The organism is Pseudomonas violetae (assembly GCF_023072615.1).
Classification (GTDB): Bacteria; Pseudomonadota; Gammaproteobacteria; order Pseudomonadales; family Pseudomonadaceae; genus Aquipseudomonas; species Aquipseudomonas violetae.
Window position 1 is genome coordinate 19,192 of the sequence record NZ_JAKNRW010000009.1, and the last position, 18,890, is coordinate 38,081.

Consider the following 18,890-nt stretch of genomic DNA (forward strand, 5'->3'; position numbering starts at 1 on the left):
TTAGCCCTCGCTCTGAAGCGTTTTGGCGAACTGCTCTTGATCAACACCCAGCTGGACGCACATGGCTTGCTGCTCGGCGTTGAGGGCAGTAGAGAGAACGGGTTTGGGTTTGCCATCCAAACCAGACGGCTCGGCCACAACCGCCGCCGCATTGACGAACGCCTTGAATCGCTCCAGGCCACCTTCTTCTTGGCAAGCTGCGCGGTGGTAGTCGGTGGTGGCCGGTGTGATCTTGCCGAGCTTGAGAGCGGCATCGATCTCGGCGTTAACCGAAGCGTCACGCTCCGTTTTCACGCGAGTCGACAGCGCTTGCTCGGCATTGGTGGCACGGGACAACAGGGTTTCGTAATCGGCACGCGGAACGAAGGTCGCCAGATTTGGAGTCTTTTCAGCGTTCGCGGCTTGCTTCAGTTGGGTCGTCGCCGCAAGGACATCGGCTTCGGTGGCAGCTTCGGGCAGGCCGAGCAGTGCCAATAGCGCAGGAGAGAGCTTCACATTGAACTCCGGGTTTTCGTGGTTGAGAGCGGTAAGCAGAAAATTCGGGACGTTGGTGAGGCCGGCGCTGACCAAGCGCACAATGCGCCCGCCGTCTGCCTCGTAATCGAATACAGGGGAAAGGAATCGATACTCTCGGGCGACGACTTGCTCGCCACCACGAGGGGTCCAGTTGACCTGGCCCCATAAGCCACCTGCGCGGATTTCCAGCTGGGCGATCCAGGCGGCAGCCGGTGCTTCTTCACCGTTCGGTGCTCGGCTTTGGGTGGCGTGCTCCCAATCAATGGGCAGCTCAATAGATCGAGCCGTAAACAAGCCCAGCACCATTTGCTGAGCCTGTTCATCGAACAACCAGGTGCGGCCATCACGACCAGTAACGACTGGACCGGCCGGAATCAGTTCGACCCAATCCGGCGCCTTGCCATTGGCTTTGGCAATCGCTGCTGACAGGTCGGTGTTAAGGGCGAGTAATGTTTTCATGCCGCCAGTTTCTGCGGCATCGGTAATGCGAGGAGTTTCAGCCCCGAATAAGAATTCTGAGGCTTCGACCAGGTGCGGGGGTTTTTACATGAACTGGCTATTTTGGCGGGATCTTTGTCGATCTGGCTACCGCTATGATGCTGCAATACCCTCTGAACCAAATCTAACGCATGTCTAACGCTATTCGCGGACGACTACCGCCGTCGTTGTACCTGTAAGGCTCTCTAAACGCCGTCAGCGCGATTATCTTGGACCGACCTCCAATGGTTCGGAAAGGTAGTCAGACACGATGGCGAGGATCTCATTGTCATCTGCTGAGGACAGACCCAGATAAGGTCGAGCCGGCATGTCTGTCGAGGTCGCACCTCGGGTTACCCATTGGGCAAAATTCGACTGCCTCTTTTTGACAAACCGATTTCCGACTTGGCCATTCTTATGTTTGAAGTAAACCTGTTGCGACCGAGCGCCTTGCTCGATCTTGCCGCCGAACTGATGGATCGCCGCATATGGACGATCGGAACCGAGTTCCAATTCGTCGCCGCTGACCCTATGTCGGATCGTGTCCTGCAGAAACCCGTCCTGCCGCAGGATCTGGCTCGACTTCTTTTTAGCGATAGTGGACGCGGCTAACGGTGCCCATGGAGCCCCGTCTGGAGATACCTGCTGTCTAAAGCGCTCGTCCGTGGATTGCTGCAGGTATTCGGCAATGTCCAGGAGTGGGACACGAATATCCTCCAACCGCTCCGCTAATTCGGCCAGGGCCGCACCAGACCGGCTGTCATCCACTTCGACATTGAGCATTGCGCCTGCCATGTGCATCTCCTACTATCGAAATACGTTCATTGAGTGAGCAGTCCCCGCCAGGACCTCCAGGCCTACACTCAGAGCGAAACCACGTGTGGCGGCGCGTGGTTTATTTATTCGTCGAGCGTCGACCGACGAAACAGACGTACGCCGATCCTGAGTTGTTCCAGGTAATCCGGGTTATCCGCATCGGGCGAGAACGTCGTCACACCATCCCAGCCGTCATCACCCACTTCGAATACTGACAATGCCGGAACCGGCTCCCCGTCGATCTGATAGCGCGATATATAGCGGCGCCGCACGACAGCCTTGTTCTTGGCGTAAAGCCATTCCAGCCTTACCCAAACCTCATCAGGATCTTTGATTGCTTCTGCTAGCAACAGCAGCTCGCGAGCGTGCCCCCGCTTCTTTATCTTCAAAGCGCCGGTTTTGGCACTGGTAAACAACTCACGACTGACCACCACGGCATCGCCTGTCACATCCTTGAACACGACCGACGCGGCATTCGATGCGCCGAATTCCGCCAAGAATCGCTCGACGTACTCCTGATCGGGTAGCCCCTCAGGCAAGAGCTTGTCAGCGGACACTTCACGAGCAGGAGGCAGCGCACCAGGTGCGCGTCTGTTCGGGAGCCCTGCGCCCTGGACACTACTTGACCGCGCACCAGGCTCAGGCAGTGGATCGTATGCACGCAGGGCAGGAACGGCGGTCGCGAGCCGAGATTGACCAGGTGCAAAATCAAACCCCGGATCAATGCCCTTTGGCACCCGGACGGTGCGTGCGCCGTTGGGACTGTTCACGCCGATGGTGCGATTCTCATACTCGATCTCCGGCGCTGGCCCGACCTTCAGACCCTGCCGGTCGATGTCACGCTGGCTGACCATGAACTTCTTGCACTTACAGCCCCATCCATTTTGCGGGCTGTGAGTCGACCACCATGGATCATCCAAAGGCAACACGGTCCCGTTCCACGCAAGATGCTGGGGCCGAGGATTGGCACTGTCGCCATGGCGATAGACGCCAAAGGGACGGCGCTTGCGCAACTCTGGATCAGCCATCTGGGCTTCGCGTCCGGCGTTGTACGACTGCCTCAGGTTCGTTTCGTAAATCACGCGGGTGCGCCATCCACGACCGCCGTTGTATTCCCAACCATGCTTATTCACGACCTGGTCAAACCCGGCACGGAACTGCTCTAGGCTGAGGCCATTGGTGATGGCCTTCTCGACAGCACCGCGCATATCTGCAAGAAGGGCCTGCTTGGTGGTGCCAGCTACCACGAACGCCCAGTCATGCTCGACGTTGTAGATATCCGTCCAGGCGCGGGTCGGGATATTGGTCTTGCCCCGGAAGTATTCGATCTGTTCTTGGAACGGGAGTGAGCCGTGCGAGACAGCCATATGCCAGTACCCTAGTATGATTGGTGAAATTTTCGCCTTGGAGGCAAAGCAATGGATCGTCTGGATTTCAAGTCAAACTGGCCAATTAATGACGAGCACTTGCTTGAGCTGGGTCGGCTGATGACGATGTGGATCGCACTCGAAAATCAGGTAATGGTCTCCATCTCCAAGCTCATGGGGTATGACGACATCCTAGATCGCCGACCGACAATTTTGCTGGCTCATGCGAACTTCAAACAGCGAGTCGACGCGCTTCATACCCTTTGCGAACAGCTCGTCAAACAGTTTCCCAGCTTGGCCAATTACGAGAATGTAATAAGTAAAATCAAAGCAGCCCAAAAAGGTCGAAATAAGTACGCACACAATGGCTTAACCCTTAACCCTGAGTCGGGGCATTTTGAAATCCATCGACTTTCCGCGCAGGGAACCCTTAAAGTCACCTCCGAAATCGTCCACGTAAATGACATTCGTGAGGTCACTGCCAAGACTCACGAGGCGGCCTGCTTGCTATACACACTAATAACAAGCAAACCCTGCCCTACCATGTGGGAGCGTCAAAGCCCTCGAAGCAAGTCATAACGGCCGGCCAGGCTGGCTGCCGCTAGGCCGTCAGCCATTGCGTCAGCAAGCTGGCTGGCATCCATATCTGGATAGACCTCGATCAGGCGATCACGAAACTCCTCCAAGCTGCTGACTGAATCAAGCAACTCGCGGATGGCGTCAACCATATCGCCGAGGGGCCTGGCTGCTGCGGCCTCCAACGTCTTCACCTGGTTATCCACCACATCCTTTATATCGACCTGGTTGGTCGGCTGCTCACGGTTTGCAGCGGTCGCAATGACAGAAGCTGCTGCAGGCTTGCCCAGCACCTTCGCGCCTTCAGCCGGCGACGGCAGATTGAGCTTGTCCAGGATGACTGACTGTTCAACCTCCAGACCAAGCGGCACCAGATCCTTGAGCGCCTTAATGAGCAGCTCGATGTTTTCTGGCTGAGGAACATCAACGATCAGCTTGGGATAGCGACGACCTGGTGCAAAGTTCAGATCGCAGAACGGTCGAACAAATTGCCGATTGAGGGTATTGCTGAGCGCTTTGGCATCAGCCTCCAGCAGATCCAGTCGAACTTCGTTGTGGACCTTGGCCTGCGCAAGACTGGCGCCATCATCCGCACTCATCGTCTGGCCTACCACGGCCTTACTGACCTGCTTATCCCACCACTCAGCCAAGCCCTTGAAGAAGTCTCCGGCTCCCGCCACATTCGCCGCATTCTGGAAGTCAATCCGCATGCTGTCAGGGATGACAGCGGCTGCATCGCTCCCGAGATTGGCGACGGCTGACAATAGAATGCCGATGTCATCCTTACTGGCGTTCGGGCCGTAGCGACCAATCCGCATAGGGATGCCGTAGATATCGGCGAACCCCATCCAGTCTTTCCACGTCCACGCCTTACACATATAAGCCACTGCCGCGAGACGGGCCAACCCACCACGAATAGGCAATCCAGAACGGATACGCGGCAAATGTACGATGAACTTGTACGGCGCCAGAGCAACGCCGTTGACCATATCGGCTTCGTCCAGGAGTCGCAGCTCACGACCGGTTTCGCGGTCGAACTGGAAGAATCGCTGGTCGCGAGGCTCGAACCGCTCTGGCATCCAAGTCTTGCCGCTTCGGTCCCAAATGATTTCGCTTACCGAGAAACCTTTGCCCAGGGCATCAACAGTTTCGCTCTGCAGCTCGCCAAACTCAGCAGACTCGACCACCTCACGTACAGCATCGGCACGACGAACATCCTCAGCTTCATCACTTGCCGCCTCGACACGAATGTTCAGGCCAGCTACAGCAAGCTTGCGAGTGCCCAGGACGGAGGCGTAATGCAGATCGCGCTCCTCCATCTCTTCAGCCAGGGTTAAATAGTCGTGTGCATTGCCCTCAGCAGCGGCCTGAAGAATGTTCGCCAGTCTCTGCGGGGTAAGGCCGCTCGCGACAGACGAGTGCCAAACCTGGCGCACACCCGTCAGCCGAGGTGCGGCGACCTCTTCGGTAAGCTGATCGAGCTGGATACGACGACCATGCTGGTCAACGATGCGGGACTGGGTCATTACCAGATGCCTTTATTAGTGCGCCAGCCGCCGCCAGTCTGAACCGTACGGTCGTGACTGCCTGATGGCGGGACGCGGTGAAATTCAAATATCTCGACATCTTGGCGAGAGGCGTAATCGGCAAGTACGGCCGCGATCCCGGCGTCACCGTGGCGCTTTGGCCCAGACTTTTCGCCTTTCTCGTTGGTGCGCTTTTCTGGGATTCGCGCCACACCCTTGACCACGCGAAAGGCGCGCACGTCGCTGACGACGTCCTTGTCGGCGGGGATGTCGTAGAACGTGTCGTCTTCAAGAGCGGCTTTGAACAACGGCATGTTGTCCCGATACCAACCTTCGGTGAGCATCACCCGCTCAATACGGTTGAAACCGAACTCGATGGCAGTGTCTTCAGACAACTGCGAGCCGTTGCCCCTGGCATCGTCAGCCCCTTTTAGGAAATTGGGCAGGCGACTGAGGATGTAGCACTTAATCTGAAACTGCTGCTTGAACGGGACGTTGCGCAGCTCCACCACAAAGGGTGTGCGCTTGCGCAGGTTCTGCTCTTTGACCAACGGCCAGATTACTGACAGGTCACCGCTACGGCCAAAGTCCATGCCATAGAAGCTCTGCACATCCAGCGGAATGGCCTTTAGCAGCGGGAGCAAATGCTCTTCACACCACTCTAGGGACTCGGCCAAACGAAGGCGCTCTTCTTGAACCTCGTAACCTTGCGGATAGGCCAGGCGCAGCACTGGCACGTCACGATTGCTACGCTGCTCGACCAGGGCCATGCTGAGGAATGCGCCGCCGCCTTGAGACGGGACACAATCGAGCTCCTCCTCCGACGCATCGCCGTAGAAGTCATAAACGTCCTGGACCCACTCGGCTTCCTCTTCTTCCCTGTACTCAATTCCTTTACGCAGGCAAACACGCTGATAGAGACCATCCGCGACAGCTTCACGGAAGGGGCAGCGGAACAATGCGCCCTTGCGCTTGCCTGCTCGGATATCGTTGATCAGTTCATTGAAGGCGTTCTCGGTGCCGTCGTGGGTGCTGATGACATGAACTTCACCACCCCAAATCAGCAGAGCCAATGCCGCCTTGAGCAGCTCAGCCAAGTCCTGGTGGAACGCCGCCTCATCGATCACGACCACGCCCTGACGACCACGCAAGTTGGATGGCCGACTAGTGAGCGCGACGATCCGGTGCCCGCTGGGGAAGCCGATGGTGTAGGTCTTTATGTGCTTGTCCGGGTCGCTGTCCGGCCAAATGCCTTCTTCGATTTCCTCGGCTGCGTAGTTGTAGGCCCGCGCCCACATGGCGCAGGCCTGGATGTACTCCACTGTCATGTCCTGGTTGTAGCCCAGGTAATAAACAGTCTGACCACCGGCTGGCTTCTCGGCAGCAGCCACCAGCACGTTGTCGGCCGCTTCCGCCCAGGTGAGGCCGATCCGCCTGGATTTCTCACCGACCTTGAGTGGGGCGCGAATGCCAATCCACTCTTTTTGGTAGTCGAGCAACACCGCCGGGGCTAAAAGAGTCGCGGTGCTATCCAGAACAAGGGGAACACTCACGATGCCATCCCGAGAATCTCGCGACGAATCTCATCGACAGTGGCTTGATTCAAGCCCCCTTTCTTGGCGATTTTCTCTACCTTGCTGGCAGCCGCTTCGGCCTTATCACGGAACTCGGCTTGCCATTTCTTCTGCACAACAGATGCCCGGCCAAGCTCAGCGACGGCCTTCGCCACTTTCGGCAAATCCATCTTGCCATCGTCCGCCATCAACAACTTAAACAGGTGTTCCTGCACCAGTCGCATTAGCGCTTCATTGACCGCGCCCTCATCATCGGGCGCCGCTTGAACGACGGCCTTCGCTTGCTCAGACGCCAGCTTGAGCGATGCCAGCTTCACCTCAAACTCCGACCCGTAACGATGGAGCGCGCTTTTGCCGATGGAGTATCCACGGCTCTCCAGCTCAGCGGAGAGCGATTCATAGCCAGAAAAGTTCGACTCGACCAACGAGTGATCGAGCCATGTCTTCACCTCGGCCGGCAGCGCGGCCACTTTGCTACGCGGAGGCATAAGTCAGGACCAGTACTTTTCAGGACGAGCAATGCCGGGATTGCATTCGATGGTGTACTCGGCAATGTCCACGCCATAGTGAGTCAGACCGCAGATCCACACACCGCTTGGCTGTTTCTTCAGAGTGGCCAGAGAACGATCTTTCAGATAGTCCAGCTCACGGCGCAGCTCCAGCTGTGTTGCGTCTGGGTAGATGCCCTGGATTGTCGACAGCACCACCGCTTCATGCGGATCGACCGGTCGGGAGGTGTTGAGGGTCAGGAGGATGTACCAGCGGAGTGTCTCGCGCCGTGTCTTCGCATGGTCGATGCTCATTAAAATTTCCCTTTGAGCTGAACGTTTTCGAACTTGAGGGCCAACGCGTCGAGCTTGGCCTCGATTACTGTTTGGTTACGCACGTAGTCTTCACGGCGTACGTAGTGCAGCGGCATTTCACCTCGGAGCCGCTCCAAGCCGAGTTCGACCTGACGCAATCGCTCGGAGTCCTTCGCGACGAGTTCAAAACGTTCGTCCAGGCGACCTTCCATTTGCGAGAGCAACAACCTAACCAGGCCGGAGAAAATCCCCAGCAGGGTCACGGCTGAGGCCAGCAGTTGCCACATCGGCATTTCGATCATGTTCATGTGCGCCCCAGTCGTTCATGGAAAGATTGGCAATCCACGCACAACAGCACGCCCGGCAGAATCACACGCCGCAGCTCCGGGATCTCCACGTTACAGTCCTCACAATTCGATGCTGAGGCTTGATTGGGTCTCTTGGCCTGTGCCAATTGCGCCGCTATAGCAGCCTCCCGATACGCGTCCTCTACTTCGGTGGCACGGTCAAATACGTCCATGGGTGTAATACTCGATCAGGCTTTTAAGCTGAGCTCGGCAAGAAGCGTGCTTCTCGCTATTGCGCACTTGGTTGGTAAGAAGGACAGCTGGAGTTATTCCGCTGTCGAGGTCGTCAGCGGTTCCGGTTCTTCCGGAAGGCGCAGCAGTTCCGCTGACGGGCTGCCCTGTATGCATTGCGATTGGGTTAAGGCTTTCGTTCCACACGCGGACAAAGCCGGCAGTGAACACAGCAACAGGAAGAGGCTCAGGCACCGCATCCAAGGTGCGGCGGTATAGAGTCGTGACATGCTTTATTTCCCCGTTGAGCCTGTCGGTATTCCGGCGCAGCTCTTGTTTGGTGGTGGCGAGCTTTGAGGCCAGCTCATTTCCGCGCTCTGTTTGCTCCTGGAGCAATTGAGCAACGGCCTTAGCTTTTGCGAGAGCCTCCGTCGCAAGAGCCAACTTCTCTCCCTCTACTTTGTCCTTGAGCTCTTGGTATGCCTCCGTGCCCTTTGCCTTTCCCGCGATAAACCCTTCGTCATAACCGGCTTGGCGGTTGTGCTCGACGAACAGGAATGCGGCTGCGATCAAAGCCATCGCGATGAGTGGTAGAGCGAACAACTTGAGTATTTCTTTCATTGGCACAACCCCTTGCCCCATCCGGCATCGACATAAAGGCGTTCCCATCGCAGCAAGATGAGGCGCGGGTATTGCCGGTTTTCTTTGAAGTTCGCTGCAGAGCGGCCAGCGTTGAATCGATCGATTGAGCCGAACCAAGTCAGCGGATCGGCGCCCTTAGCCGATGCCAACTTGCGGTCACGGATCAACCAACCCAGCCCGCCGTTGTAGCTAGACAGAAACATGGCGCCTTGCTCGCAGGGGTTCCGTGCCTTGATTCGGTCAGCCAGCCAGCGGTCGTAACTGACCAAAGCCTGTAGTGACCAGGTAGGGTTATAGGGCTCGACTTTGCCGAGAGCTTTCGGGAACAGCTCAGCAAGCCAAGTGGCGGTCGAGGGCATCACCTGGCCCAAGCCTTGCGCACCTACCGGAGATTTCGCATCGAACTTCCAGCGGCTTTCCTGGTGAACCTGAGCAGCGAAGGTGGCAATCGGTGCATCAAGCCCCCATTCCGCTTGAGCAATACGGGACAGATCGCGTCGGTAGTGTTCGGCCTGCATCGGGATTTCAGCGCGGGCCTTGTCACAGAGTGCCAAACCCACCACTAAACCAATGAAGCCAACAGCGAGCAGGATTCGTGATCGCACCATAGTCAAAGCCCCAACGTCAGGCCAAGAACACAAGCGAGAACAACGATGGCTCGTCGCAATCCGGCCAGTGGCTGGTGAATGCGACTGACCTGGTTTGGCCTGGCGTAGGGAAACAGTGCCCGGTCGATCCAGTAGCCGAGCACGCCACCGCCAGTGACAAGTCCGGCCTTGTAGAGAATTACTGCCAACTTGGTCGGGGCGATCATGCCCAGCGCGATGATCAAAATGACGGTGATCACCGTCCAATCGGTCATGCGCGGGGCACGGGTACGCCGTCCACGATTTCGGAAAGTCATTGATGGTTTGCTCGATTGGATTGGATAGAGGCCCGAACAGCAGCCAGGTGCGCGGCAGCAACGGCAGCATTGCCACGCACCAGGGGACGCTCCTGGTATGTCGCGACTGTCGGGCTAGAGGGTTTGGCCTGAGGCCTAAACTTCTGCTGACGGGCAACGTTCATGTCGCGCCTGTCCTGAGCGACACGAACGTGATCCATGACCAGGTCACGCCATTCCACAGGACACCGATCAAGAATCGACTCGCACGAAGATTCGCCCTCAAGAATCTGAGCAGCAAATGCACGCGGAGTTGTAGGAGCCGAGGCAGACATGACGTGAACCCGTCGGTAAGAAGTACCGAACTAGATTCGCGCTTTGGGGGATATGATCGAGTTTCTTATTTAGACAAGAAACCCCCGCGAATGCGGGGGTTTGGTAGGACGACATTGCTCAGTGCAATGCTATCAGTGGATGGTCTCCTGCTCAAAGCCAAACAGGTCAGGACCGTTCTGTCTGTGCAAGCCCCGTTGACGCTTGATGATGCCGTAGATGATGGCCGAGGAAAGCTGATACTTGCGCACCAGCTCATGAGGTTGGGCTCCAGCATCCAACCATTCACGGTAGATCTCAGCGTCTCGCATTGCCCGCTTGAGCGACTCGCCACGCGGCAGATAAATCACCGAGCCACCCATGGTGGAGCAGATCGAGAACACGACCGCCCGTGCAATTTCAGGTACAGCCTCTGGCTTTTCAGGAAGCCTTTTCAACAGCTCGAATTCAGCGAGCTCCACCATCTCCTTTAAATTTCCCTCCCATCGAGCGGAGACGATTGGATCTTCCATATGGGCCAAGACTTTCTTTGGGTCGAGCTTGTCACTGTCGTCAGCGAATAACTGGTCATTGTTCACTGTGCCCGCCTCCCATTCCGTTTGGCATCGTAAGTCAGGGCCGACACCATGCTCCCGAGTTGACGAGCATCCAGCCATTCCACCCGTTCGACCTTGAACATTCGCAAAGCCATGCCATCGGCATAAGCCCACTGACGCCCAGCTTCGGCCAGGAAGGCTTCGATTTTGCCAACCAGCTTTTCCCGATCAGGTGCAACTTTTGGTGCTGCTCTACCTACCTTAGATTTCTTTGGCTTCCACCCTAAGCGCACCAGCTCCGTGAGCACCGCCGAGGTTTTCAGTGGTGATAAATCCTTTGCCGAACTCACTCCAGCAACTCGCTGGAGCATTGCCCGGTAGGTGTCCTCATCCAGTGCCAAATCCTTCTTGGCGATATGGATCTTCGATAGATCAAGGTTGCGCCGATTCATTTTCTCCTCACTTCGACCAACCGCCTGAACGCCGCTGGATCACGCTTCGCCAGTTCTTCCCCCGCGTGAATCCATAGCGTTAGCGCCTCAGCCGTATCATCGAATTCCCCAACCGTCCGAACGGTATCCAATGCAGCTCTTGTTCCCGAGTACATCTCCATCTTAAATTTCGATGAGCCCATCGCCTTCCGCTTTGCGTTGCGAGCGTCACGCATGCGCTGTTGCCGCTCGCGAGCAAGCCGGCGCTTCCGTTCGGCTGGAGTTTCCTGTGTCATTGATTAGCTGCTCGTCAGTACCTGGCCACTACGCCAGGCAGACCACACCGATTGCCGGAGTGGTTTCGCTCAATTGAGGACCATTTGCTCCTGGCCATTCACCCCATGGTTCAAGCGGACATCCCCCGCCGCGAGAATTCCGTGCAGGGCGTCGGTCATGGCCCGCACACCAGTACCCTTGTTGGCATTGCGGTCGCGGCAGTCGAGCTTCTCCGTTTCCGCATGGTGCTTGAGCATGTAAGCGGCAGCGGCCGGGGACGGCTCATCGTTACCGGCAAAGGCCATGACCTGTTTGCGTACGGCCGAAACCCAGGCTCCACAGAACACATCGGCGCGCTTAGTCTTGGTCGCGGCCTTGCAGCGGTTCAATTGGGTGCTGATAAAGTCACGGCGGGACTGGCGCACCTGGCGCAACAACAGTGTCATGGTGTAGCTGGCCAGCTCAGCCATTTCACCGATGAAGCGCCATTCACCGACGCCTGCCATAAACAAGATCTTGCAGGCATAAGCCTTGGTCACAACCCCGGCCAAGTTGGCTTCCCACTGCGGCGGAGTCATCTTAGAACCGCTACGGGCAGCGCACTCGTATACCTCGGACAGGTGGACATCCGACTCTTCCAGTCGGTATTTCTCCATCAAGGCGCGAGCCTGGCGCATCGCAGCAGCCGCTTCGTGCGGGTTGTCACTGGCTGCAAGACGCAACAGCTTCTTGATTTTATCCAGGGCTTTGGTGTGGTCCATTTGGTCAGATCTCGTTGATTCGGGTGATGCTGGTATTGTTAGCCAGCAGGTGTTTTTTCAGGGAGTTGAAGCTTTTCCACGACGGATCGAAATAGAAGTGCTTCGCGGCAGCATGCTTATCGGCAGCACGCTTTCCGAATACCTTGCGGTAAGCCTCAACCTCTTTTCGGCAATACAACGACTTGCTGACCTTGCGAAGGAAACGGCGTGATTCGTCATGGAGCGCCTCACCCTCTCGGCTCGCCATAACCCAAGCACCCTTGAATAAGCCGTCCACATAAACCCCAGTCATCCAGCTTTTACTCTTGCTGGAGGTATGCTGCTGCAAGGTCAGCACGAACTGATCGCATTGCAGGGTCATAGATCCCCAAGGGCTGTCCATCTGCGCCTTCAGCGCATCCCAATCTGCTTGTTCCATGTCGTCGTCGGCTGCTCATCAGTACCCGGCCACCGCGCCGGATAGACCACCCCAGTTACCCGAGGTGGTTTCGCATTAATGGATGGTCGGTTTAGTCATCTGCTTTTCGCGCATGGCCTGGCAGATCTCGCAATCGCATGCGCCTTGCCCTGCGGCATAGTCAAAGGGAATGCGGGCAAGCAACAAAGGCGCGCCACTCATAAGCGCACATGCCACGCGACCTGCTTTGCTGCCACTCAACTGGGCTTGGTTGTCGACTTGGATAGAGACGCCATCGCCGCTGTCTTCGATGGTGATCTGGAACTTGGCCATAATTTGTTCGCTCTCTTACGTTCAGTGTTGAATGAGGGATGGTCAGTGACGGATTTGGATCAGTGCAAAGTCGACGGCGCAGAGGCCGCAACGAATGCACTGGAGATATCCAACGGGATGGAGGCGTATTGGTCGCTATCCCCGATTCGCTCATAGATCCGAACGTAACTTTTGGAGCCAACCACCTGAACCGCATCGCTGATGGCCTGCATTGCTCGCTGCCATCGCAAGTCCGTAATCTCCAGCCGGCGAAGCGCAAGCACGCGGCCGGTGCTGATTTCGCCCTCTTTGTCAGTACGGAATGCCTCATTCACCAACACTCGAACTTCACTTCTCGCGTCCAGCGTCCACTCAACAGCACACTCATCGATCAATGCCCGTGCAGCCTGAAGCCGCTCATCGAACTTGATGGAGTCCTGGACTGCATGAACAATCTTGTAGCGACCATCGAACGACAACAGCGTGACGTTGCCTTTCTTTCCGCCGATGGTGGCCTTGTACTGCTCGGCAGACATTTCGACGAATGCCTTGATGTCGCCGAAAGCCGTTGCCTTGAATGCGCCGAGCGCCTTGGAAAGTGCCTTAGCCTTGTCGACCAGCTCAATCACCAGTTCGTCGCGTGCCAGATCAATAGGCTTGATCATTTTTACTGGCACCAAGTGGCCCTTTGCGTCTTGGCGGAACCCTTCTGGAATGCTCATTCTTTGCCTTGCTCCATGTTCGTTTCATGTTTGTCATTGCTGTACTTCAAGGCGCCGAGGATCTCCCCGATCCGGCGACGCCCATTGGCGCGTTGTTCTTCTGTGAGTGCGGGCTTAGGTAAAGCCTGCTGGTTCTGCCGAGCCGGTATCGCTCGAATCAATGCTGCCGGTGCTGGCCACCGCTCGCAGCTCGCGAAGAGCGTCTCGAATGCGGCTCTAACCCTCGCTCCGTCTGTCTTTTCGTTCCACCGCTGAGCCTTTTTCAAAGCAACAAGCCAGATATCAAGCGTGTGGGTGATAGCGTCGGCAGCCGGGGCGCCGTCAAGGCGTAGGGCAACAAGTCCCATGAGCCCCGAGATCACCTCACGCTGTAACCACTCACCCTCCATTGAGCCGCCCCTGCAGTGCCGCCAGTGCAGCGGTTGTTTGGCTTGCCCGCCCAACCATGGCTGGCTTTGGGGGCGTGGCTTCAGGTAGCAGCAACGCCGTTGTTTCGCCTTGCCACTGAGTCATGACCTGGTACAGCCAGCCATGCGCTTTTAACGGCGTTACGAGTCGACCGGCATCACGGGCAGAAACTGCTTGCTCAATAGCCCACACCCAGCAAGCAGCGGGTGCACTGAACACAGCACCATTGCGCTCAATGCGCTGGGCTTGCAGATCCGGCAATAACTCATTGAGGATCTTGCCCACCCGATCCATGGTCAGCTCTCGGGTTTCTGGCCGGAACAAACCGACATAGCGGATCAACGCGTTGCCAAGTTGGCCGGATAATTTGAACGCCACACCGAGCGCATCGCGGGCGCCGTCGTGTGCAATCAGGGCATCCAGGCTGAGCGTCGTCCCGCAGTTGGGGCATCGAGTACGCATCAATGCACCTCCTGCTTAAGGTCGGCCTTGGCCAACTCTTCCGCACGAATCTGAGCGAACTTATAGGTTTCGGAAAAACCTACGCACTTCTCCCCCATGTAGAGACGAATCAAACTCCGACCGGATATATAGATCTGAACTGCGGGTAATTGCGGACGGACACTGTCAGTGGACGGTTGCATTTCCGGCACCTGCACAAGTTGGGTTGTAGGGGCAGTGCTGGCAGGCTCGCCAGTGCTGCATAGCCTGTGGGTTATGAGTCGGGGGAGACTTTTCGCGGTAAGTTTGGCACTGCTGAATGGAAACTTTTTCGGCCAAAGCGACACATTCAATTTGACCGAGAGCTGCCATTACACGCCGCTCCACACCTTTTGTGCTCGGGCTGGCGTACTTGTTGCTCAGCACAAGACTTACAGCCGTGCGACTGATTCCAATTCGTTCAGCAGCCCTAGCGCGATTTGTTTCTCCAACTTCGGCTGCCAAAAGGCGGACGAATAGAGGCGGCTGACTTCCCCAGCGCGAAATGTCGACCAGCTTCATTACGCCAACTCCAACTGAGTACGTTGAAGCAAGCTGATACTCGGACCTTTCTTCCCAGCAGCCACAAACTCCACTAGCAACTTCTTCAGTCTTGAGTTCTGTTCCTGAATGTCGTTACTTGGGGAGGACTCCCCCGACACACCGCCCGACTCAACACACGAAAAAACTACCTTATTCATGTTTTGATCGAACACCTGCAGCGAAACGGTGCGCTGTACTATGGGGTGACGCGGCCCAGCGGTAACTCCAGGTGCCAACTTGTAAGTTTGAGGCCCCTGAAAATCGTAGTCGCTCGTAACCAGGTAACCGGCTCGGACCAATGACCCGAAGTAGTTATGGGCATAAGCCTGCGAGACCTTCACGTCACCGATACTTGCCATTTCCGCCGCCTGAGCAGCAGTCATTTCTCCCATGATTCGCAGACTGCGCCATAGGTTCTCAAGTCCAGCACCATTCAGCGAACGCTTACCGGAAACGGTTACGCGAGGATGCTCCGCTCCTTCATCTCGGACCAGACGCCATCGATGATCCGCAAACTCCCCCGCACCATCGACCAACTCAATGAGTGCAGCTTTATTAAGAGCTCGAACATAATTTTTGACGCTGCCATCTGATTGCCCGGAAAGCTCCGCAATTTGGCGAGAGGTGAATTCCGCCCGGTTCGCTCGGACCGCTTCCCACATGTGCTGACGGGGTTCTTTGCCGCCCACCAAACGAAGATCAGTGCGCTTACCCATTAGCGAGTCCTCCGAGCCGGTGCCTCACCGTTATCCCAGCCTCGCTTGCCCCATGTCGCAAGATCGATCTTTTCACGCATCATGGCCGACGCTTCAGATTGAACTTTGTACAAATTCACCGCAGCTCGACGCAGGCATCCTCCTGTTGCTCGATTGAGGTCTTCAAGCAAGTCGTCTGCAATCTCCAGCTTTGGATAGCTGGCACTGGCCAGTTGTTTCAGATCCTCCAGCGTCGCCGCTTGAGCGGGCACCCACTCAAGTACTCGGTTGTGCAAACGCTCAAGCCGAGACAACGAAGCCGGCACTCGTTCTTCACCAATAAGAACGATGGTCCCTTGGCTCGCGTTGTAAATGTCCGTGAGGACGTTCGCGGCAGCTTTATCCAGCAGGTACTGAACGTCATCGATAATCAATGGACGACCCGAGGCTGTAAGCTGAACAGCAATCTGGTCCACCATTTCAGACATCGTTCGCGTCGGATGCACGGACATTTCCCGCAACACGGCAATCAGGAACGCTTTTTTGCTCCAGGTATCCCGACACTCGACGTAATAAGCGCGGTGCATATTTGCAGCGAATGCAGCAGCCGCACTTTTACCGAAACCGCTCGGACCATACATGGTGACAAGTCCAGGGAGCCCAGCTGGACGCACTTGGGCTCGCTTCATAGCACCCGCAAGCAACCCAACGTTTGTCAATGGAACAATTTTGGTTACACTCATTGTGTTTTATCTCCTTTAAGTCGGGCTTGCAGGCCCGTCTACTGCTTAAATCGCGGGTCTCAGCCCGCGCGTTGAAACACTTCTTTCATTGCTTTGAAGTCCGGGTGGGAGGGATAAAGCTCCCACCACCTGGTTTCTTCTGCGCTCAATTCCCCTCCTGAACTGACTCGCTCATCTAACTTGATCCAAAGCCGATACCGCGCCACGTCATCTCCAGGCACAACGAACTGAGGCTGTTCGGCTTCTAGCGTCTGGGCGAATTCTTGAGCTAGCGTTAGCGCCTCATGGCTAAGAGTCGCTGAGCGCCTTGTCGTAGGAGCAATCATCTCTACTCGATGCCCTGTCAAAGTCTCCAGCTTGTCCATAGAGCGCTTGACCTGGCCCTGCTGACGTTTTTCGCGACTTCTCTCAAGGAGACTCATCGGCATGTAATCCGAGGCGTTTCCATCCAGTAAGGCTTCCCCGATAAGCTCTCCGTCTAACGCGTAAGCCCATATGCGTGCAGCATCTCTAACGTCGTAAGCCAGCCGTATTTCTTGTCCATGCAAGGAGCGCAGGTCATCAAGAAAATAGATGTTGTTAAGCCACTGGATTTCGCCTCGATGAGTCTTGCGAACCACCTGAGGCCGCATGAGTGTCTCGACCAACTCTGGTGTCGCCACCAACGGCTCCCAACCTTGATCAATCGCCATTTGCCAAGCCTCATCGGGACTTGGATGCCTCATCACGCCGGTAAGCGGGTCTCGAAACTTTTCCAACCCGCGATGTGGTGTGCTGTTGTAGGTGACTATTTCGTCCTCGACACCGGCCATAAACTCACCAAAGGTAGGCATAAGCTTGGTAGTGCCAAACTCCTTGAGCTGTTTGCGGCCGACTCGGTGGACCTTGGTTCCGGCATGCTTGTCCATGTCGGCGCCTATGTAGCTGGTTAGCTTTTTAGCTGCACGCACCCATATGGTCTGGTGTCCGCGTTCGGAAACTCCACGCGCCTGGCTGTTGTAAGGGATTGAGTGCTGCATCGTCCCCCCAAGGCGATCAACAACCTCACGCACCATGTCGTTGTCGAATCCCGAACCGTTATCTACATAGAAAATTCCGAACATGCATTTACGTATCGCGTCCCTCAAAGCGTCTAGGACGCCGATTGCAGACTCGGCCTCTCCAACTGATACGCCCACCACTCGCCGTGTTGCCACATCAAGAACTGTGGTGATCTCTGGCCGATAAGGTTTGCCTGTAATTGGGTTAATTACTTCCGCGTCAAACTTGTGACCGTCCGCCGTGTAGACGTCACCAGGGAACATGTTCTTGGTAGTCCGGCGGCGGAACGGCTGCAAAGACTTCAATTCTTGTGGAGTCATGCGACCAGCCTGCAGAGCCTCTGGAGACAACTTTTTCAGAAATCGCTGCACCGCATGAATGCTCGGAATGCTGCCCTCGTATTTGCCAATGAACTCCGCATAGCTCGCCGCGACGCTAGGCTTCGTAGGGCGCTGATAGCAGCGCAAGAAGTCCTTGGTCCATGCGGGCATCTCCATATTGGGACGCTGGCGCAACGGTGCCAGACCAGCTTCCCCCTCCGAACGAAAGGCTGAAAGCCACCTTTTAAGTGTTCGTTCGGAGAGCGCACGCCCACCTGTCTTACGATCATTGGCTAAATCGACGCGCTCCATTAGATACGGGCTCAGGGCCGCGTCTTGAGCGTGTTTGACTAAAAGATCTATTGCTGCTCTCTGTGACACGTGCACGCTCATCCGCTCGATCTCACGGATAAAAGCCAATCTAGCGAGCATCACTTCGCGCTGAATATCGTTCAGGCGTGATGTGTTTTTTGCGTCACGCTCCTTAGGTATTTCGATAAGAGCACTGCTTACCGATTCCTTAGGGGCTTCTACTTCAGAGACAGCTTTAGCCAAAAGAGCCGACTGCGCTTCAGGCGGGAGACAGCTGAATGAGTACTCTATCGCCTTGCTTGCAAGACGTTTCCGACTCTCCCATTCAAGCCTAACGGCCACTTTTCGAACACCTGGGACTGTGCCTGGAAGGCCCGGAAGTCCTGCAAGTTCCTGAGTCGTATACCAGTTACGCATCGCTCTCTTTCCGCTTGGTTTTACTGTGACCTACCGGACCTTTTTCGGTATGCTTTGGAGATACCGAATTAGTCTCAGCACGATTCGGGCGCTGACGCAGTGGAGAGCCGTCGGCATTCCAACGCTCCGGCCACAATTGAGCAGGCTTAAGCCCTAGAGCTTCAGCTATTGCTCTTTCTACCCTCGGGTACGGCCGCTGCTTGGCATTGCGGATTGCACGTTCATTGAGGTCATGCGATCTCGCCAGCTCAGCAAGGTTGGTGCCGCGCAAACGGAGTTGGAATTTAATCCACTCCCAGCGACTCTCTAAATCGAGCGGTATGTCGAAAGTTTCCATTGTCACAACCATCATCAAGGGTGGTTTTTTTTGGCTTTCTAACGGCCGGTTTAGGACAATATATCCCGTATACGGGAGTCGGTAAACCGGATTCGAGAGTTTTTATTCTCGTTTTCGGGTAATGCATT

Annotated in this window: 26 protein-coding genes and 2 other RNA genes; 1 reads left to right on the plus strand and 27 read right to left on the minus strand. The window is 56.1% G+C overall.

The features are described from left to right. From L9059_RS13465 to L9059_RS13475, 3 genes are all read right to left on the minus strand, one after another. A complete protein-coding gene (locus tag L9059_RS13465; protein WP_247291526.1) occupies positions 1–975 on the minus strand; it encodes a phage protease in 975 nt (324 codons plus the stop codon). Positions 976–1,218: 243 nt separating this feature from the next. Further along, positions 1,219–1,788 carry a phage virion morphogenesis protein gene (locus tag L9059_RS13470; protein ID WP_247291527.1) on the minus strand — a complete coding sequence of 190 codons (570 nt, stop codon included), beginning with the start codon at positions 1,786–1,788 and terminating at the stop codon, positions 1,219–1,221. A 104-nt stretch (positions 1,789–1,892) separates the two neighbouring features. After that, positions 1,893–3,176: a PBECR2 nuclease fold domain-containing protein gene (locus L9059_RS13475; RefSeq protein ID WP_247291528.1), complete on the minus strand. Its 1,284-nt coding sequence runs from the start codon at positions 3,174–3,176 to the stop codon at positions 1,893–1,895. 51 nt (positions 3,177–3,227) lie between these two features. On the opposite strand from L9059_RS13475, the gene L9059_RS13480 reads away from it, so the two are divergent. Next, complete coding sequence (locus L9059_RS13480) at positions 3,228–3,755, plus strand: hypothetical protein (RefSeq protein WP_247291529.1); 528 nt, start codon at positions 3,228–3,230, stop codon at positions 3,753–3,755. Here the strand turns inward: L9059_RS13480 and L9059_RS13485 are convergent. The 24 genes from L9059_RS13485 to L9059_RS13600 all read right to left on the minus strand — a co-directional run bounded on the left by L9059_RS13485 (position 3,731) and on the right by L9059_RS13600 (position 18,762). Continuing rightward, on the minus strand, positions 3,731–5,278 hold the full coding sequence (locus L9059_RS13485; protein WP_247291530.1) for a DUF935 domain-containing protein: 1,548 nt from the start codon (positions 5,276–5,278) through the stop codon (positions 3,731–3,733). The genes L9059_RS13480 and L9059_RS13485 overlap by 25 nt on opposite strands. Continuing rightward, on the minus strand, positions 5,278–6,831 hold the full coding sequence (locus tag L9059_RS13490; RefSeq protein WP_247291531.1) for a hypothetical protein: 1,554 nt from the start codon (positions 6,829–6,831) through the stop codon (positions 5,278–5,280). Before L9059_RS13490 ends, L9059_RS13485 begins: the two co-directional genes overlap by 1 nt. Continuing rightward, the gene (locus L9059_RS13495; RefSeq protein WP_247291532.1) at positions 6,828–7,340 is read right to left on the minus strand and encodes a DUF3486 family protein; all 513 of its coding nucleotides are present in this window, start codon (positions 7,338–7,340) and stop codon (positions 6,828–6,830) included. The genes L9059_RS13490 and L9059_RS13495 overlap by 4 nt, the downstream gene beginning before the upstream one ends. A gap of 3 nt (positions 7,341–7,343) precedes the next feature. Next, positions 7,344–7,655, minus strand: coding sequence for a hypothetical protein (locus L9059_RS13500; RefSeq protein WP_247291533.1), 312 nt, complete (start codon positions 7,653–7,655; stop codon positions 7,344–7,346). After that, positions 7,655–7,963, minus strand: coding sequence for a hypothetical protein (locus L9059_RS13505; protein ID WP_247291534.1), 309 nt, complete (start codon positions 7,961–7,963; stop codon positions 7,655–7,657). The genes L9059_RS13500 and L9059_RS13505 overlap by 1 nt, the downstream gene beginning before the upstream one ends. After that, entirely contained in the window at positions 7,960–8,175 is a 216-nt protein-coding gene (locus tag L9059_RS13510) for a TraR/DksA C4-type zinc finger protein (protein ID WP_247291535.1), read from the minus strand. Before L9059_RS13510 ends, L9059_RS13505 begins: the two co-directional genes overlap by 4 nt. Further along, positions 8,162–8,794, minus strand: a complete 633-nt coding sequence (locus L9059_RS13515; protein ID WP_247291536.1) for a FliH/SctL family protein — start codon at positions 8,792–8,794, stop codon at positions 8,162–8,164. The genes L9059_RS13510 and L9059_RS13515 overlap by 14 nt, the downstream gene beginning before the upstream one ends. Then, complete coding sequence (locus L9059_RS13520) at positions 8,791–9,423, minus strand: transglycosylase SLT domain-containing protein (RefSeq protein WP_247291537.1); 633 nt, start codon at positions 9,421–9,423, stop codon at positions 8,791–8,793. Before L9059_RS13520 ends, L9059_RS13515 begins: the two co-directional genes overlap by 4 nt. 2 nt (positions 9,424–9,425) lie before the next feature. Continuing rightward, complete coding sequence (locus L9059_RS13525; RefSeq protein WP_247291538.1) at positions 9,426–9,719, minus strand: putative holin; 294 nt, start codon at positions 9,717–9,719, stop codon at positions 9,426–9,428. 446 nt (positions 9,720–10,165) lie between these two features. Then, positions 10,166–10,609: a Mor transcription activator family protein gene (locus L9059_RS13530; RefSeq protein ID WP_247291539.1), complete on the minus strand. Its 444-nt coding sequence runs from the start codon at positions 10,607–10,609 to the stop codon at positions 10,166–10,168. Then, the gene (locus tag L9059_RS13535; RefSeq protein ID WP_247291540.1) at positions 10,606–11,019 is read right to left on the minus strand and encodes a gp16 family protein; all 414 of its coding nucleotides are present in this window, start codon (positions 11,017–11,019) and stop codon (positions 10,606–10,608) included. The genes L9059_RS13530 and L9059_RS13535 overlap by 4 nt, the downstream gene beginning before the upstream one ends. Positions 11,020–11,295: 276 nt before the next feature. Then, an RNA gene (locus L9059_RS13540) (hammerhead ribozyme type II) lies at positions 11,296–11,365 on the minus strand. Next, on the minus strand, positions 11,364–12,035 hold the full coding sequence (locus L9059_RS13545; protein ID WP_247291541.1) for a DUF2786 domain-containing protein: 672 nt from the start codon (positions 12,033–12,035) through the stop codon (positions 11,364–11,366). The genes L9059_RS13540 and L9059_RS13545 overlap by 2 nt, the downstream gene beginning before the upstream one ends. Positions 12,036–12,039: 4 nt before the next feature. Continuing rightward, positions 12,040–12,453, minus strand: a complete 414-nt coding sequence (locus L9059_RS13550; RefSeq protein ID WP_247291542.1) for a hypothetical protein — start codon at positions 12,451–12,453, stop codon at positions 12,040–12,042. A 5-nt stretch (positions 12,454–12,458) separates the two neighbouring features. Further along, positions 12,459–12,529, minus strand: an RNA gene (locus tag L9059_RS13555) — hammerhead ribozyme type II. Next, complete coding sequence (locus L9059_RS13560) at positions 12,529–12,765, minus strand: hypothetical protein (protein ID WP_247291543.1); 237 nt, start codon at positions 12,763–12,765, stop codon at positions 12,529–12,531. Before L9059_RS13560 ends, L9059_RS13555 begins: the two co-directional genes overlap by 1 nt. A 59-nt stretch (positions 12,766–12,824) precedes the next feature. Next, positions 12,825–13,466 (minus strand): DUF3164 family protein, encoded by a 642-nt coding sequence (locus L9059_RS13565; protein ID WP_247291544.1) that lies wholly within the window; start codon positions 13,464–13,466, stop codon positions 12,825–12,827. Then, positions 13,463–13,855: a hypothetical protein gene (locus tag L9059_RS13570; RefSeq protein WP_247291545.1), complete on the minus strand. Its 393-nt coding sequence runs from the start codon at positions 13,853–13,855 to the stop codon at positions 13,463–13,465. The genes L9059_RS13565 and L9059_RS13570 overlap by 4 nt, the downstream gene beginning before the upstream one ends. Further along, positions 13,845–14,336 (minus strand): hypothetical protein, encoded by a 492-nt coding sequence (locus tag L9059_RS13575; RefSeq protein ID WP_247291546.1) that lies wholly within the window; start codon positions 14,334–14,336, stop codon positions 13,845–13,847. Before L9059_RS13575 ends, L9059_RS13570 begins: the two co-directional genes overlap by 11 nt. Then, positions 14,336–14,518, minus strand: coding sequence for a hypothetical protein (locus L9059_RS13580; protein ID WP_247291547.1), 183 nt, complete (start codon positions 14,516–14,518; stop codon positions 14,336–14,338). Before L9059_RS13580 ends, L9059_RS13575 begins: the two co-directional genes overlap by 1 nt. A gap of 357 nt (positions 14,519–14,875) precedes the next feature. Continuing rightward, a complete protein-coding gene (locus L9059_RS13585; RefSeq protein WP_247291548.1) occupies positions 14,876–15,613 on the minus strand; it encodes a hypothetical protein in 738 nt (245 codons plus the stop codon). Further along, positions 15,613–16,335, minus strand: a complete 723-nt coding sequence (locus L9059_RS13590; RefSeq protein WP_247291549.1) for an AAA family ATPase — start codon at positions 16,333–16,335, stop codon at positions 15,613–15,615. Before L9059_RS13590 ends, L9059_RS13585 begins: the two co-directional genes overlap by 1 nt. Before the next feature lie 59 nt (positions 16,336–16,394). After that, a complete protein-coding gene (locus L9059_RS13595) occupies positions 16,395–18,425 on the minus strand; it encodes a Mu transposase C-terminal domain-containing protein (protein ID WP_247291550.1) in 2,031 nt (676 codons plus the stop codon). Further along, positions 18,418–18,762 carry a helix-turn-helix domain-containing protein gene (locus L9059_RS13600; RefSeq protein ID WP_205892953.1) on the minus strand — a complete coding sequence of 115 codons (345 nt, stop codon included), beginning with the start codon at positions 18,760–18,762 and terminating at the stop codon, positions 18,418–18,420. The genes L9059_RS13595 and L9059_RS13600 overlap by 8 nt, the downstream gene beginning before the upstream one ends. Positions 18,763–18,890: the final 128 nt, after the last annotated feature.

Coding starts and splice junctions, on each gene's coding strand:
- L9059_RS13580 (WP_247291547.1), bottom strand. CDS start 14,518: ATGCAACCGTCCACTGACAGTGTCCGTCCGCAATTACCCGCAGTTCAG.
- L9059_RS13595 (WP_247291550.1), bottom strand. CDS start 18,425: ATGCGTAACTGGTATACGACTCAGGAACTTGCAGGACTTCCGGGCCTT.
- L9059_RS13550 (WP_247291542.1), bottom strand. CDS start 12,453: ATGGAACAAGCAGATTGGGATGCGCTGAAGGCGCAGATGGACAGCCCT.
- L9059_RS13510 (WP_247291535.1), bottom strand. CDS start 8,175: ATGGACGTATTTGACCGTGCCACCGAAGTAGAGGACGCGTATCGGGAG.
- L9059_RS13525 (WP_247291538.1), bottom strand. CDS start 9,719: ATGACTTTCCGAAATCGTGGACGGCGTACCCGTGCCCCGCGCATGACC.
- L9059_RS13590 (WP_247291549.1), bottom strand. CDS start 16,335: ATGAGTGTAACCAAAATTGTTCCATTGACAAACGTTGGGTTGCTTGCG.
- L9059_RS13600 (WP_205892953.1), bottom strand. CDS start 18,762: ATGGAAACTTTCGACATACCGCTCGATTTAGAGAGTCGCTGGGAGTGG.
- L9059_RS13535 (WP_247291540.1), bottom strand. CDS start 11,019: ATGAATCGGCGCAACCTTGATCTATCGAAGATCCATATCGCCAAGAAG.
- L9059_RS13505 (WP_247291534.1), bottom strand. CDS start 7,963: ATGAACATGATCGAAATGCCGATGTGGCAACTGCTGGCCTCAGCCGTG.
- L9059_RS13575 (WP_247291546.1), bottom strand. CDS start 14,336: ATGCGTACTCGATGCCCCAACTGCGGGACGACGCTCAGCCTGGATGCC.
- L9059_RS13520 (WP_247291537.1), bottom strand. CDS start 9,423: ATGGTGCGATCACGAATCCTGCTCGCTGTTGGCTTCATTGGTTTAGTG.
- L9059_RS13545 (WP_247291541.1), bottom strand. CDS start 12,035: ATGGACCACACCAAAGCCCTGGATAAAATCAAGAAGCTGTTGCGTCTT.
- L9059_RS13570 (WP_247291545.1), bottom strand. CDS start 13,855: ATGGAGGGTGAGTGGTTACAGCGTGAGGTGATCTCGGGGCTCATGGGA.
- L9059_RS13565 (WP_247291544.1), bottom strand. CDS start 13,466: ATGAGCATTCCAGAAGGGTTCCGCCAAGACGCAAAGGGCCACTTGGTG.
- L9059_RS13515 (WP_247291536.1), bottom strand. CDS start 8,794: ATGAAAGAAATACTCAAGTTGTTCGCTCTACCACTCATCGCGATGGCT.
- L9059_RS13465 (WP_247291526.1), bottom strand. CDS start 975: ATGAAAACATTACTCGCCCTTAACACCGACCTGTCAGCAGCGATTGCC.
- L9059_RS13470 (WP_247291527.1), bottom strand. CDS start 1,788: ATGGCAGGCGCAATGCTCAATGTCGAAGTGGATGACAGCCGGTCTGGT.
- L9059_RS13500 (WP_247291533.1), bottom strand. CDS start 7,655: ATGAGCATCGACCATGCGAAGACACGGCGCGAGACACTCCGCTGGTAC.
- L9059_RS13495 (WP_247291532.1), bottom strand. CDS start 7,340: ATGCCTCCGCGTAGCAAAGTGGCCGCGCTGCCGGCCGAGGTGAAGACA.
- L9059_RS13480 (WP_247291529.1), top strand. CDS start 3,228: ATGGATCGTCTGGATTTCAAGTCAAACTGGCCAATTAATGACGAGCAC.
- L9059_RS13585 (WP_247291548.1), bottom strand. CDS start 15,613: ATGGGTAAGCGCACTGATCTTCGTTTGGTGGGCGGCAAAGAACCCCGT.
- L9059_RS13485 (WP_247291530.1), bottom strand. CDS start 5,278: ATGACCCAGTCCCGCATCGTTGACCAGCATGGTCGTCGTATCCAGCTC.
- L9059_RS13475 (WP_247291528.1), bottom strand. CDS start 3,176: ATGGCTGTCTCGCACGGCTCACTCCCGTTCCAAGAACAGATCGAATAC.
- L9059_RS13560 (WP_247291543.1), bottom strand. CDS start 12,765: ATGGCCAAGTTCCAGATCACCATCGAAGACAGCGGCGATGGCGTCTCT.